This is a genomic window from Pseudomonas wenzhouensis, assembly GCF_021029445.1.
Lineage (GTDB): Bacteria > Pseudomonadota > Gammaproteobacteria > Pseudomonadales > Pseudomonadaceae > Aquipseudomonas > Aquipseudomonas wenzhouensis.
In genome coordinates this window covers 3,454,224-3,467,909 of record NZ_CP072610.1, presented here as the reverse complement: position 1 = coordinate 3,467,909, position 13,686 = coordinate 3,454,224, and the positions used below count along the sequence as shown (strand labels likewise).

Sequence of the window (13,686 nt, the reverse complement as noted above, 5' to 3'; positions counted from 1 at the left end):
TCCCAGTCAGTATGGGAGCGATTATTTCAGGGATAACCCAGTGTGGTCTTGATCTGTTGCAGGTTCGCGGCGATCCAGCGTGGGTCGATTGGCCCCCAGTCGCGAATCCGGTAGTGGCCGGCATTGTTACGCTCGCCTGCGTTTTGTTCGAACTGGCAGTCGATGTCCAGTTCGGCCAGGGCGGTGAGGGTGTCCTGCGCGGTGCGCCGAGGCATGCCGGTGGCGTCCATCAGCGCCGGCACGCTGACGGCCTGGCCGCTGTCGATCAGCCAGGCCACGTAGAGGCGACGGTAGAAGCTGGTGCGGGTCTTGCTCGTCTGCATGGCAACTTCCTTCTCTGAGCCGAGGGCCGCCGCGTGTCAGGCGGCGAACATCAGCATATAGGTGACGGCACCGGCCAGGTAACCGATGAAGGCCAGGCCGCTGATCTTCTTCAGGTACCAGATGAAGTTGATCTTCTCCATGCCCATGGCGGCCACGCCAGCGGCCGAACCGATGATCAGGCAGCTACCACCGGTACCGGCGCAGTAGGCGAGCATTTCCCAGAAGTTGCCGTCGACCACGAAGTTGCGCAGCCAGGGCAGCTCTTCTGCCGCAGCCGTGGCCAGGGTTTCCGGGCTGATCAGCGGGTACATCTTCATGGCACCGGCGACCATCGGCACGTTGTCCACCACGGCCGACAGCATGCCGATGGAGATAGCGATGCTGTAGACGTTACCCAGGCTGTCCTTGAGCAGGGTCGCCACCTGGATCAGGTGCCCGGCGCTGGACAGCGCGGAAACCGCCAGCAGGATACCGAGGAAGAACAGCACGCTGGTGATGTCGATACGGCGCAATACGCCCACTACCGACAGCGGGTCCTTGTCTTCGCTGTTCTTGCTGCGGTGGATGATCTCGGTGGTGATCCACAGCAGGCTGAGGCCGAAGAGGATGCCCATGTACGGCGGCAGATGAGTGATGGTCTTGAACACCGGCACGAAGATCAGCGCACCGAGGCCCAGGCAGAACACAAGGTTACGTTCGAAGGATGTGGTCGGATCGCGACGGCTCTCGGCGCTTTCCTTGATGCGTGGTTCAGCCACTTCACCCTTGAGACGGAAGCTCATGATCAGCAGCGGCACCAGCAGGCAGACCAGGCTGGGCAGGAACAGCTTGGAGATGATGCCGGTGGCCGTGACCTGGTTACCAATCCACAGCATGGTGGTGGTGACGTCACCAATCGGCGACCAGGCACCGCCGGCGTTGGCGGCGATCACCACGATGCCGGCGTAGAACCAGCGCTCGTGCATATCGGCGATCAGCTTGCGCAGCAGCGAGATCATCACGATGGTGGTGGCCAGGTTGTCCAGCGCGGAGGACAGGAAGAAGGTGATCAACCCCACCAGCCACAGCAGATGCACGCGTTTGTGGGTACGGATGCGGTCGGTGATGACCTTGAAACCTTCGTGGGCATCGATCAGCTCGACGATGGTCATCGCGCCCATGAGAAAGAACAGGATCTCGGAAATCTCGCCGAGATGATGGCGCAGTTCCTCGACCACATGATGGGTGTTGGTGCTGGCGCCAGCCGTACCGGTGCCGAGCAGAGGCAGGATGCTGTCTGCGCCGAGAACCAGCAGGGTCCAGGCGATAACGGCCGTGAGCAGGGCGGAGGCTGCCTTGTCGATCTTTAACGGGTGCTCGAGTGCAATGCACAGGTAGCCGAGGACGAAGACGAGTGCCATCAACGCATACATGTTCGGAGTTCCGCTCTGATTTTTATTAGTTGGGACGTGCCGGAGGGCTGCTGCCAGGCGGGTGAAGATGCCTGAAACAATTGGAAAAAGGGAGGGTTTTTATAGCGAAAAGGGCAAAGAGATGAGTGTTTTGCTACTTAATGAGGCGTTCGGGCCGCTGCGCTGGCCGGCCCGAACGGCTGCGAAATCAAACGGCAGTCTGGGGTTTGGGCGGCAGCAGATAGGCGAGGGCGATGGCCATAACCGGCATGATCAGGTTGAAGAAGCAGTACGGCAGGTAGCTTAGCGTAGCCACGCCGAGAGTCGCGGCCATGTAGGCGCCGCAGGTGTTCCACGGTACCAGCACCGAGGTCAGGGTGCCGCCGTCTTCCAGCGCGCGAGACAGGCTGGTCGGTGCCAGCCCGCGCTTCTCGTATTCGGCACGGTACATGCGCCCCGGCAGCACCAGGGCGATGTACTGGTCGGCGGTGATGATGTTGGTGCCGATGGTGGTGGTGATGGTGCTGGCGACCAGGCCGCTGTTGCTGCGCACCAGGCGCAGGGCGCTTTGCAGCAGGCGTTGCAGCAGGCCGAGGCGCTCCAGCACGCCGCCGAAGCACATGGCGCAGATGATCAGCCAGACGGTGGTGAGCATGCTGGCCATGCCGCCCTTGGACAGCAGGCCGTCGAGTTCGGCGTTGCCGCTGGCCGATTCATAACCGGCGAACAGCGCAGTCCATACCGTTTTCAGTGGCGCCAGTGCGCCGGCCGCCGGATCGGCCAGGCGGCTCATCACGTCGGGCTGGAACACGATGGCGAATACCGCGCCGAGCAGGGCGGCGAGAAATACCGCGGGGAAGGCCGCCCACTGGCGCACGGCGAGCAGCAGCAGGAAGGCTACCGGTAGCAGCAGGTGCCAGCCGAGGTTGAACTGTGCCTCCAGCGCGCCCAGCACCTCGACGATGCGGCTGGTGTCATGTTCGGCGCTGGCCTGCTGGCCGAGGGCGAAGAAGATCACCAGGGCGATCAGCAACGCCGGTACGGTGGTGCGCAGCATGTTGCGGATATGCGCGAACAGATCGGCGCCGGCAGCGGCCGGGGCCAGGTTGGTGGTGTCCGACAATGGCGACAGCTTGTCGCCGAAGTAGGCGCCGGAAATGATCGCGCCGGCGGTGATCGCCGGGTCCAGGCCCAACCCGGCCGCCACGCCCATTAGGCCGATGCCGAGGGTGCCGGCCACCGTCCACGAGCTGCCGATGGACAGTGCGGTGAGCGCGCAGATCAGGCAACTGGTGAGGTAGAAGTACTCGGCGCTGATCAGCTTCAGGCCCAGCCAGATCATGGTCGGCACCGTGCCGGCGAGAATCCAGGTGCCGATCAGCGCACCGACCGCCAGCAGGATCAGGTTGGCCTTCATCGCCATATGGATGCCGGCGAGGATGCCTTCCTCGATCTCGGTCCAGCGCAGGCCATTCTTCAGGCCGACCAGGCCGGCGACGAAGGCGGCGCTCATCAGGGCGATCTGGTTCGGGCCGCTGGAGGAGGCGTCACCGAACAGGTAAACGGAGAGACTGAGCAGTACGACGAGCACGCCAATAGGCAGCAAGGCGTCGAGCAGGGAAGGGGCGCGGGCGGTCATGGGTGTTCCGGGGGATCGATCAAACAAGGGGCAGAAGCCGGGGTGGCGTTCTTCATAAACAGGTCGGGGGTGTTATCGGGCGGGTTGTGCAAGCTTGCCAGGTCGCTCAGCCGAAGTACCCATGGTGGGCTGAAGCCCACCCTACGGGCGGGGCCCCACAAAAAGCAAACCCGCGCCGGTTAGGGCGCGGGCCTGTGGGTGTCGCGCGGTGCTTAGAGTGCGGCGATCTTGCCGCGCTGCTCGACCATCTTGGCCAGGGCTTGTTCGGCCTCGGCCAGCTTGGCGCGCTCCTTCTCCAGCACTTCGGCCGGCGCCTTGGCGACGAAGCCTTCGTTGGCCAGCTTGCCGCCAACACGCTTGACCTCGCCTTCGAGGCGGGCAACTTCCTTGTCCAGGCGCGCCAGTTCGGCGCCCTTGTCGATCAGCCCGGCCATCGGTACCAGCACTTCCATCTCGCCGACCAGGGTGGTGGCGGACATCGGCGCTTCTTCACCGGCTGCCAGTACGCGCACGGATTCGAGTTTGGCCAGCTTGCTCAGCAGCGGCTCGAAGTCGGCCAGGCGGCGCAGGTCTTCGGCCGAAGCGTTGGCAACGATGATGTCGATGCGCTTGGCCATGGAGATCTTCATCTCGCCACGGATCTGCCGTACGCCGAGCATCAATTGCTTGACCCACTCGATGTCACCTTCGGCGGCGGCGTCGATGCGGCTCTCGTTGGCCACCGGCCAGGGTTGCAGCATCAGGGTTTCACCCTGCACGCCAGCCTGGGCCTTGATGCGCTGCCAGATTTCTTCGGTGATGAACGGCATGAACGGGTGGGCCAGGCGCAGGATCACTTCCAGCACGCGCACCAGGGTGCGGCGGGTGCCGCGCTGGCGTTCGATCGGCGCGTTTTCGTCCCACAGAACGGGTTTCACCAGCTCCAGGTACCAGGCGCAGTATTCGTCCCAGATGAACTCGTACAGGGTTTGCGCCGCCAGGTCGAAGCGGAAGGCGTCGAGGTGGCGGGTGACGTCAGCCTCGGTGCGCTGCAGGGCGGAGATGATCCAGCGGTCTACCGGCGACAGCTCGACGGCTTCGCCCTTGATACCGGTGTCCTTGTCATCGGTGTTCTCGATGACGAAGTTGGCGGCGTTCCACAGCTTGTTGCAGAAGTTGCGGTAACCCTCGACGCGGCCCATGTCGAACTTGATGTCGCGGCCGGTGGAGGCCAGCGCCAGGTTGGTGAAGCGCAGGGCGTCGGTGCCGTAGGCGGCGATGCCGTCGGGGAACTCGGCGCGGGTCTGCTTGGCGATCTTCTCGGCCAGCTTGGGCTGCATCATGCCGCTGGTGCGCTTGGCCAGCAGCGATTCCAGATCGATACCGTCGACGATATCCAGCGGGTCGAGCACGTTGCCCTTGGACTTGGACATCTTCTGCCCCTGGCCGTCGCGTACCAGGCCGTGCACATAGACGGTCTTGAACGGGATTTGCCCGGTCAGGTGAGTCGACAGCATGATCATCCGGGCGACCCAGAAGAAGATGATGTCGAAGCCGGTGACCAGTACGTCGGTGGGGTGGAAGGTCTTGAGGAAGTCCGTCTGCTGCGGCCAGCCGAGGGTGGAGAAGGTCCACAGGCCGGAGCTGAACCAGGTGTCGAGCACGTCTTCGTCCTGGCGCAGGGCGACGCCTTCGAGGTTGTGCTTGGCGCGCACTTCCGCTTCGTCGCGGCCGACGTAGACGTTGCCGGCGTCGTCGTACCAGGCCGGAATGCGGTGGCCCCACCATAGCTGACGGCTGATGCACCAGTCCTGAATGTCACGCATCCAGCTGAAGTACATGTTCTCGTACTGCTTGGGCACGAACTGGATTTCGCCACTCTCGACCACGGCGATGGCCTTTTCGGCCAGCGGCTTGGTGGAGACGTACCATTGGTCGGTCAGCCACGGCTCGATCACGGTGCCTGAACGGTCGCCCTTCGGCACTTTCAGCGCGTGGTCTTCGATCTTCTCCAGCAGGCCGGCGGCGTCGAAGGCGGCGACGATCTGCTTGCGCGCCTCGAAGCGATCCAGCCCGGCGAACTGCGCCGGAATGTTGGCTTCGACCTGCTCGTTGACGCTGCCATCGAGGTTGAATACCTGGGCCTGAGCCAGCACGGCGGCGTTCTTGTCGAAGATGTTGATCAGCGGCAGGTTGTGGCGCTTGCCCACTTCGTAGTCGTTGAAGTCGTGCGCCGGGGTGATCTTCACGCAGCCGGTGCCGAACTCGGGGTCGCAGTAGTCATCGGCGATGATCGGGATACGGCGGCCCAGCAGCGGCAGCTCGACGAAGCTGCCGATCAGTGCCTTGTAGCGCTCGTCTTCCGGGTGCACGGCCACGGCGCTGTCGCCGAGCATGGTTTCCGGGCGGGTGGTGGCGACGATCAGGTAGTCCAGGCCCTCGGCGGTCTTCTTGCCGTCGGCCAGCGGGTAGCGCAGGTTCCACAGCGAGCCTTTCTCGTCGTGGTTTTCCACTTCCAGGTCAGAGATGGCGGTGTGGAACTTGGTGTCCCAGTTGACCAGGCGCTTGCCGCGATAGATCAGGCCGTCTTCATGCAGGCGGACGAAGGCTTCCTTGACCGCTTCGGACAAACCTTCGTCCATGGTGAAGCGCTCGCGCGACCAGTCCACCGAGCTGCCCAGGCGACGGATCTGCCGGGTGATGGTGCCACCGGACTGTTCCTTCCACTCCCAGACCTTCTCCAGGAATTTCTCGCGGCCCAGGTCGTGGCGACCGATGCCGTCGGCGGCCAACTGACGCTCGACCACCATCTGCGTGGCGATACCCGCGTGGTCGGTGCCTGGCTGCCACAGCGTATTGCGGCCCTGCATGCGGCGGAAGCGGATCAGGCAGTCCATGATCGAGTTGTTGAAGCCGTGGCCCATATGCAAGCTGCCGGTGACGTTCGGCGGCGGGATCATGATGGTGTAGGGCTCGCCCGAGCCTTGCGGGGCGAAATAGCCCTTGGTTTCCCAGTTCTGGTACAGGGCGGTTTCAATGGCGTGCGGCTGGTAGGTCTTGTCCATGCGCGGCGGGACCCTTTGACGGCTGATCGGAAAAGCCGACAAGTATACCGCTTCTGAGCGCCAAGCCATAAGCCCTGCGCGGCAGGGCAGACCAGCGTTCATTTTTGTAGGAGCCCCGCCTCGGGGCGAATGTCTGGCAGCCAAAGATCAAAGGCTTCGCCCCGGGGCGGGGCTCCTACAGGGCAGGGGCTTACTTGCGCGGCGGCAGCAGACGCGGCAGGCGGGCTTCCAGGCGGCGCTTGAGTTCAGCCTCGATCTGCGGCACGAAGTCGTCAATCACGTCCTGCAGGATCAACTGGGCAGCGGCGCGCAACTCGCCATGCACATGCTGCAGATCGCGGGCGCTGTCATGCAGGCGCGGTTCGATGCGCTCGCGCAGCGTGCTTGGCGCTGGCTGCGGGGCTGGCGTTGGTTTGGGCGTCGGCGTGGCATGAAAGGGCGGCGGCGGGCCGGGCGGCGCGCTGACGATATCGGACAGCACGGGGATGCTGTCCGGGTCGAGCGAGTCGATCAGCAGTGGCGGCTCAGTGCTGCCATCACCCAGCAGCTCGCGTATCGACTCCAGGTCGTGCAGCAACTGAGTGGGCTTTTGTGGCGGCTTGGGGGTGTCCATGGTTATCGGCGCAGCGAGAAAAGGGCAGAAGTAGCCTGAAGTGTGAGCGCCGACGGCCACTAAAGTTCGACGCGCTGCGGATCATACCCGCGCTGGCGGTAGGTGCGGAAATTCTCGCGACAGGCGCTCAGCAACTCGGGCTGCTGATTGACGATCTCGATGATGCGGGAAAAGCGCTCGACATGCGGCGACAGGCTGCTGCCGAGGTTGATCAGCACGCCCTGTTCGCGGCTTGGCGCTTCGTCGATACCCAGCGCCACGGGCGACAGCGGCGCATCGCGGTGCAGGTCGTGTGGCACGAAGCGTTCGGCCTTGAAGCGCCAGAGCATCTCATCGAGTTCGCCGCACTGCGCTTCGTCACTGCCGCGCAAGAATACCGGCAGGCCTGCGCTCCAGGCCTTGAGCGCCAGTTGGCAGGCCGCGCGCAGGCGGCCTGTGGCGTCGCTGGAGGAGAGAACGTAGAACTCGATTTTGGGCATGGCGGGCTTTCGACGGTGAAAAGGGCAGGTGTAGCCCGGATGCAATCCGGGACAGGTGGGTGTCCCCGGATTGCATCCGGGCTACGGGCGCATCAGGCCTTGGCGCGATCCAGCAGGTACTGGGTCAGCAGCGGCACCGGTCGACCCGTGCCGCCTTTGTCCTTGCCGCCGCTGATCCAGGCGGTGCCGGCGATATCCAGGTGCGCCCAGTGGAAGTTCTTGGCAAAGCGTGACAGGAAGCAACCCGCGGTGATGGTGCCGGCCTTCGGCCCGCCGATGTTGGCGATGTCGGCGAAGGGGCTGTCCAACTGCTCCTGGTACTCGTCGTACAGCGGCAGTTGCCAGGCGCGGTCGTCGGCGCTTTCGCCAGCCTTGAGAATCTGCTTGATCAGCGCGTCGTTGTTGCCCATCAGGCCGGAGACGTTGCTGCCCAGGGCGACGATGCAGGCGCCGGTGAGGGTGGCAATGTCGATCACCGCCTGCGGTTTGAAGCGCTCGGCGTAGGTCAGGGTGTCGCACAGCACCAGACGGCCTTCGGCGTCGGTGTTGAGAATCTCCACGGTCTGCCCGCTCATGGTGGTGACGATGTCGCCGGGGCGGGTGGCGCGGCCGCTGGGCATGTTCTCGGCGCAGGCCAGCAGGCACACCAGGTTGATCGGCAGTTGCAGCTCGAGCACGGCCTTGAGGGTGCCGAGCACGCTGGCGGCGCCGCACATGTCGTACTTCATCTCGTCCATGCCGGCGGCCGGCTTGATGCTGATGCCGCCGGTGTCGAAGGTGATGCCCTTGCCGACCAGGGCGAAGGGTTTGTCGTCCTTCTTGCCGCCCTGATAGTGCATGACGATCATCCGTGGCGGCTGCTCGCTGCCCTGAGCGACGGCGAGGAAGGCGCCGGCGCCGAGTTCCTTGAGCTTCTTCTCGTCGAGGATCTCGACCTTGAGGTTCTTGTAGGCCTTGCCCAGGGTCTTGGCCTCCTCGGCCAGGTAGCTGGGGTGGCAGAGGTTGGGCGGCAGGTTGCCCAGGTCCTTGGTGAAGGCGACGCCCGCGGCGATGGCGCGGGCATGCTGCAGGCCGCGTTCGGCATCGGCCAGCTCGGCCTTGTCGATGACCAGGGTGATCTTCTTCAGGGCACGTGGGTCGGCTTTCTGGCTCTTGAACTGCTCGAACAGGTAGCTGCCGTCGGCCAGGGTTTCGATGATCAGACGAGTCTTGCCGTAGGTGTCGCGGCCCTTGACCTTGAGTTCACCCAGGGCGAGCAGGGCATCGCTGCCGCCCAGGCCTTTGAGCACGCCATGCACGCTTGCAACCAACTTGCGCAGTTGGCGGTCGGATAGATCACCTTTGCCGCAGCCCACCAGCAGCACACGCTCGGCCTTGAGCCCCGGCAGGCTGTGCAGCAGCAGGGTCTGGCCCGGCTTGCCGGCGATGTCACCGCGCTTGAGCACAGCGCTGAGCGCGCCATTGCTGGCCTGGTCGACGGCCTTGGCGGTGTCGCCGAGCTTGCGACCTTCGCCGATGGCAACGACCAGGGTCGCGGTTTTCAGGGTTTCCGCACGAGTGCTTTTGACGAGGAATTCCATAGTGAGCTGTCCCCAAGACAAAGAGTCGGGTTTGACGGATAATGGCCGCCATTTTTCGAGGGTCCACCCTGCGGTGGGCCGGCAAGTAGGTGCGGCTAGTGTGAGCGCTCGCGCCTGAGCCTGACAACCCTGGAGCGTCCGGTTTGATCGTCTTCCGTTATCTGTCCCGCGAAGTGCTGGTGACCCTCAGTGCGGTGAGTGCCGTGCTGCTGGTGATCATCATGAGCGGTCGTTTCATCAAGTATCTGGCCCAGGCCGCGCAGGGCGTACTCGACCCGGGCGTACTGTTTCTGATCATGGGTTACCGGATTCCCGGCTTTCTGCAACTGATCCTGCCGCTGGGCCTGTTCCTCGGTTTTCTGCTGGCTTACGGGCGCCTCTACCTGGACAGCGAAATGACCGTGCTGTCGGCCACTGGCGTCAGCCAGCAGCGCCTGACTGTTTACAGCATGGCACCGGCGCTGGTCGTCGCCCTGTTGGTCGCCTGGCTGAGCATGGGCCTGGCGCCGCAAGGCGTGGCCAGCGTGGCGCGCATCCTCAATGAGCAGGATGCCCTGACCGAGCTCGATACCCTGGTGCCGGGGCGCTTTCAGTCGCTCAAGGATGGCTCGCGGGTGACCTATTCGCAGGAGCTGTCAGCGGATCGTAGCGAGCTGCGCGGCGTGTTCATGTCGGAGAAGCGCTTCGCCGCCGATGGTCGTTCCGAGCGCGGTATCACCGTGCTGGTCGCCGAAAGTGGTCGTCAGGAAATTCAGGCGGATGGCAGTCGTTATCTGATTCTGGAAAACGGCTATCGCTATGATGGTGAGCCGGGCGAGGCGGATTACCGCGCCATCCAGTACGACACCTATGGCGTGTTGCTGCCCAAGCCTGAAGTCGCCGTCGAAGCCAGTGAGCGCGAGGCCACACCGACTCGCGAGTTGTTCGGTAGCGACGATCCACGCCTGCAGGCTGAACTGCAATGGCGCCTGTCGCTGCCGCTGCTGGTCTTTATCGTCACCTTGCTGGCGGTGCCGCTGTCGAAAGTCAATCCGCGTCAGGGGCGCTTTCTCAAGCTGCTGCCGGCAATTTTCCTCTACATGGCCTACCTCGGCCTGCTGATCGCCGCCCGTGGTGCGCTGGACAAGGGCAGGCTGCCGCCGGCCCTGGGCTTATGGTGGGTGCATGGCATCTTCTTCGCCGTCGGCATGCTGTTGTTGTACTGGGAGCGTCTGAGTCTGTGGTGGGCCACTCGTCGTGCGTCGGTGGCGGAGGTGGCTCATGGCTAAGTTGGATCGCTACATCGGCACACAGGTGTTCTTCGCCATTCTGGCGGTACTGGGGATCATTCTCGGGCTGGCATTGCTGTTCGCCTTCATCGACGAGCTCAGCGACCTCAACAAGGGCGACTATGGCCTGGGTCAGGTGCTCTGGTACGTGCTGCTGACGGCGCCGCGTCGCGCCTATGAAATGCTGCCGATGGCGGCGCTGATCGGTTGCCTGATCGGCCTCGGTACGCTGGCCAGCAACAGTGAGCTGACCATCATGCGCGCCGCCGGTGTCTCCATCGGGCGTATCGTCTGGGCGGTGATGAAACCCATGCTGGTGCTGATGCTGGCCGGTATTCTGATCGGCGAATACGTCGCGCCGCTGACCGAGAATCAGGCCCAGGCGGATCGCGCGTTGGCCCAGGGCGGTGGCGCGGCGCAAAGCTCCAAGCGTGGCATGTGGCATCGCCAGGGCCAGGAGTACGTGCATATCAACGCCGTGCAACCCAATGGCATCCTGTTGGGGGTGACGCGTTATCGCTTCGATGACGAGCGTCGCCTGCTCTCGGCCAGCTTTGCCCGTCGTGCCGAATACCGGGACAGCCACTGGATGCTGCGCAATGTGCAGACCACCGTGCTGCATGAGGATCGCTCCGAGGTGATCAACCAGCCTGGGGAGCGCTGGGATATCGAGCTCAATCCGGAACTGCTCGGCACTGTCGTGATGGAGCCCGAGGCGCTGTCGGTCACCGGACTGTGGCAGTACATCCATTATCTGGGCGAGCAGGGGTTGAATAACGCGCGCTACTGGCTGGCATTTTGGACCAAGGTGCTGCAGCCACTGGTAACCGGCGCGCTGGTATTGATGGCGATTTCCTTCATCTTCGGCCCGCTGCGCTCGGTGACCCTGGGGCAGCGTGTGTTCACGGGGGTGCTGGTGGGCTTCATCTTCCGTATTGCCCAGGACCTGCTCGGCCCATCGAGCCTGGTATTTGGTTTCTCGCCGCTGCTGGCGGTGCTGGTACCGGCCGGCATCTGTGCGCTGGCCGGGGTGTGGCTGCTGCGGCGTGCCGGTTGAGCAGATTGTCGTGGGCATGAAAAAGCCGGTTCGATGAACCGGCTTTTTTGCATCTGCGCCACTACTTCTTGTGAATATTCTTCGGCAGTTGCACCACACGACTGTCGGAATAGATATCGTGCCAGGTGCGCCCCTGCTTGTCCCACAGCAGCCAGAGAAAACCCAGGCCGGCAAACAGCCAGGAGCCGATGGCGACCACAAAGCGCAGCAGAGCCTGCCACAGGTCGATGGCACTGCCGTCGGCGTTCTGAATGCGCAATCCCCAGGCCTGCATGCCCAGCGTCTGGCCATTGTGCGTCCAGAACTTGGCGAAGAAGGCGAACAGTGACAGCAGCACTAGGCTGGCAAGCAGCGGGTCATTATCCAGTGCGCCGGCTTCGGACATGGCCATCAGCCTATCGCCGCCGTGGATCAGGCGCAAAATGCCCTGCTGATAGATCAGGGTGACCACCATGATCAATGCCACGCAGAGCAGAGAATCGTAGAAGAGGGCCGCCAGGCGACGAATCGGCCCTGCAGTGGGAAAGTCACCCTGCGGGCGTAACTGGTGTTTCGGCATGATGGGCTCGCTTAGACGAAAGTGCGCGCCATTCTAACCGCGACTTCTCTGTCGGCATAAAGATGTGCGCGGGCTATCTGTAACCTGGCGCTGCTACGGGAAAGACAGGCAAAAAAAACCCCTGACAGTTATCAGGGGTTTTTCAAGGCGGCGGCGATTAGCCCAGGACTTGAACCTGGTCAGCCTGCATACCTTTTTGACCTTGCACAGCTACGAAGCTGACTTTCTGGCCTTCTTTCAGGCTCTTGAAGCCATTACCTTCGATCGCGCGGAAGTGCACGAACAGATCCGGACCGCTTTCGGGAGTGATAAAACCAAAACCTTTCTCGTCGTTAAACCACTTGACGGTACCGTTCTGACGATTCGACATGTCTTTTTCCTTGAAACTAGAGTTGATGACAGCCTCCACATAATAGAGGGCTGAGACTGGTTGCAAGGAGTAATAGAAGTCGAGCGGGATGTAGCGGATCTTGATGATCTGCTGCACCAGAGTCACGATTCACAGCGACCCATGCAAACAGTGGCTTCACTCTACGCTAAGTTTTGCGCAAATGCCAACCCCCGCCGGCAAGGTCGCCGGCCAGGTTTTGCGGGGGCTGTCCGGGCGCAATGCCGGTGTGGCAGTAACCTGTCCTGGAGCGGCGTCCGGGTTGCTCGGACGCAAACGAAAAAGCCCGTAAGACCAATGTCTTACGGGCTTCTTGTATCGTGGTGCCCGGGGGAGACTCGAATCTAGCGCTGCAGGCCACGTATTTGCTGGGTTTAAGGTCTGTGCGGTTTTCGATCTACTCACAAATCTACTCACTATTTGTTTTGTGCCCACCTAAAACATGAATTTTGGGGCGTAAGAAAAGGCACCACCGTCGTTCGGCCAGCCGGTGCCAGTCGTGTTGACCATAGCCTTGTTAATGCCGCAACCTCTCAGCCGCGTACTCACTCGCTCAAGGATGACCAGTTATGTCGATGCCAGTCGTTACCTACGGATGTACCGCGTGCGATCTTAGCCGCTGGGACGCCGGCACCTGGGGCTACAGGTATTACCTGCATGGAGAGGCCAAGGTGCGCATGCGTGTCGCCATTGGCTGGTGCCATGCATGTGCTGACCTTGGAGTGATTGAAGTCCTACCTGATGCTGCTGGCGAGCTGGAACGCCAACGAAAGCTGGAGGCCTATCGGGCCGAACTTAGCGAAGTGCTTGCCATTGACTCACCCCGAAAGCGTTGGTGGCAGTTCTCGGCTAACAAAAGCACCAGGCAGATGATATTGGAGGGCGAAGTCGAATCAGCAGCGGAGGCGCTCGCTGAATATCAGTTGGCGCGCGAAGCGTTGTCCTCAAGAGTCAGCCGGGGGCGCTGCCTGAGCTGCGGGTCTGATGATTGCCTACAGCTGCCACCGCATGAGGCCAGGTACTACGATCCAGAGCCAGTGCCTGAACCTATCGGCCTCGAGCATCCAGGCTGCGGCGGACAGCTGACAATCTTCTGTGATGACCTGCGCCTCAATATGCGGCTGACAGAAAAAGGTTATGACCTTGAAGGCTTTCTGGTGGAAGAGGTTACGCCGGAGCGCTAAGCGCTAAGCGCAATGCCGCGTAGAGCTGCGAGAAGCGGGCGATTTGCTGGAAACTATGGTGGAAACCTCTCGTTTGGAAACGTGTGATGCCCGCACGGTAATACCCGCTTGCCTCGCGTATGCCCTCGTACTTACCTCGTACCAGTTAACAGTCCCCGCG

Annotated in this window: 12 protein-coding genes; 3 read left to right on the top strand and 9 right to left on the bottom strand. The window is 62.6% G+C overall.

All coding sequences use genetic code 11. From position 1 onward, the window contains the following. Positions 1–26: 26 nt before the first annotated feature. The 7 genes from J7655_RS16060 to J7655_RS16030 form a co-directional block, all read right to left on the bottom strand. Positions 27–323 carry a winged helix-turn-helix domain-containing protein gene (locus J7655_RS16060; protein WP_147810679.1) on the bottom strand — a complete coding sequence of 99 codons (297 nt, stop codon included), beginning with the start codon at positions 321–323 and terminating at the stop codon, positions 27–29. A 36-nt stretch (positions 324–359) separates the two neighbouring features. Further along, positions 360–1,736: a sodium:proton antiporter NhaD gene (nhaD, locus tag J7655_RS16055; RefSeq protein WP_230925292.1), complete on the bottom strand. Its 1,377-nt coding sequence runs from the start codon at positions 1,734–1,736 to the stop codon at positions 360–362. A gap of 187 nt (positions 1,737–1,923) precedes the next feature. Continuing rightward, complete coding sequence (gene nhaC / locus J7655_RS16050; protein ID WP_230925291.1) at positions 1,924–3,354, bottom strand: Na+/H+ antiporter NhaC; 1,431 nt, start codon at positions 3,352–3,354, stop codon at positions 1,924–1,926. 212 nt (positions 3,355–3,566) lie between these two features. Beyond that, a complete protein-coding gene (locus J7655_RS16045) occupies positions 3,567–6,398 on the bottom strand; it encodes a valine--tRNA ligase (protein ID WP_230925290.1) in 2,832 nt (943 codons plus the stop codon). Between the two features lie 190 nt (positions 6,399–6,588). Continuing rightward, a complete protein-coding gene (locus tag J7655_RS16040) occupies positions 6,589–7,011 on the bottom strand; it encodes a DNA polymerase III subunit chi (protein WP_230925289.1) in 423 nt (140 codons plus the stop codon). Between the two features lie 59 nt (positions 7,012–7,070). Next, a complete protein-coding gene (locus J7655_RS16035; RefSeq protein ID WP_230925288.1) occupies positions 7,071–7,490 on the bottom strand; it encodes a DNA polymerase III subunit chi in 420 nt (139 codons plus the stop codon). Positions 7,491–7,582: 92 nt separating this feature from the next. After that, positions 7,583–9,070 carry a leucyl aminopeptidase gene (locus J7655_RS16030; RefSeq protein WP_230925287.1) on the bottom strand — a complete coding sequence of 496 codons (1,488 nt, stop codon included), beginning with the start codon at positions 9,068–9,070 and terminating at the stop codon, positions 7,583–7,585. 143 nt (positions 9,071–9,213) lie between these two features. Here J7655_RS16030 and lptF point away from each other — a divergent pair, with 143 nt between their 5' ends. Then, the gene (gene lptF / locus J7655_RS16025; protein ID WP_003459659.1) at positions 9,214–10,338 is read left to right on the top strand and encodes an LPS export ABC transporter permease LptF; all 1,125 of its coding nucleotides are present in this window, start codon (positions 9,214–9,216) and stop codon (positions 10,336–10,338) included. Beyond that, positions 10,331–11,395, top strand: a complete 1,065-nt coding sequence (gene lptG / locus J7655_RS16020; RefSeq protein WP_230925286.1) for an LPS export ABC transporter permease LptG — start codon at positions 10,331–10,333, stop codon at positions 11,393–11,395. The genes lptF and lptG overlap by 8 nt, the downstream gene beginning before the upstream one ends. A gap of 61 nt (positions 11,396–11,456) precedes the next feature. On the opposite strand, the gene J7655_RS16015 is transcribed toward lptG, so the two are convergent. Both J7655_RS16015 and J7655_RS16010 read right to left on the bottom strand, forming a co-directional pair. Further along, positions 11,457–11,954, bottom strand: coding sequence for an RDD family protein (locus J7655_RS16015; protein WP_092377262.1), 498 nt, complete (start codon positions 11,952–11,954; stop codon positions 11,457–11,459). Positions 11,955–12,111: 157 nt separating this feature from the next. Next, positions 12,112–12,324: a cold-shock protein gene (locus tag J7655_RS16010; protein ID WP_003459665.1), complete on the bottom strand. Its 213-nt coding sequence runs from the start codon at positions 12,322–12,324 to the stop codon at positions 12,112–12,114. A 587-nt stretch (positions 12,325–12,911) separates the two neighbouring features. Here J7655_RS16010 and J7655_RS16005 point away from each other — a divergent pair. Beyond that, positions 12,912–13,526: a hypothetical protein gene (locus J7655_RS16005; protein ID WP_230925285.1), complete on the top strand. Its 615-nt coding sequence runs from the start codon at positions 12,912–12,914 to the stop codon at positions 13,524–13,526. Positions 13,527–13,686 lie beyond the last annotated feature (160 nt).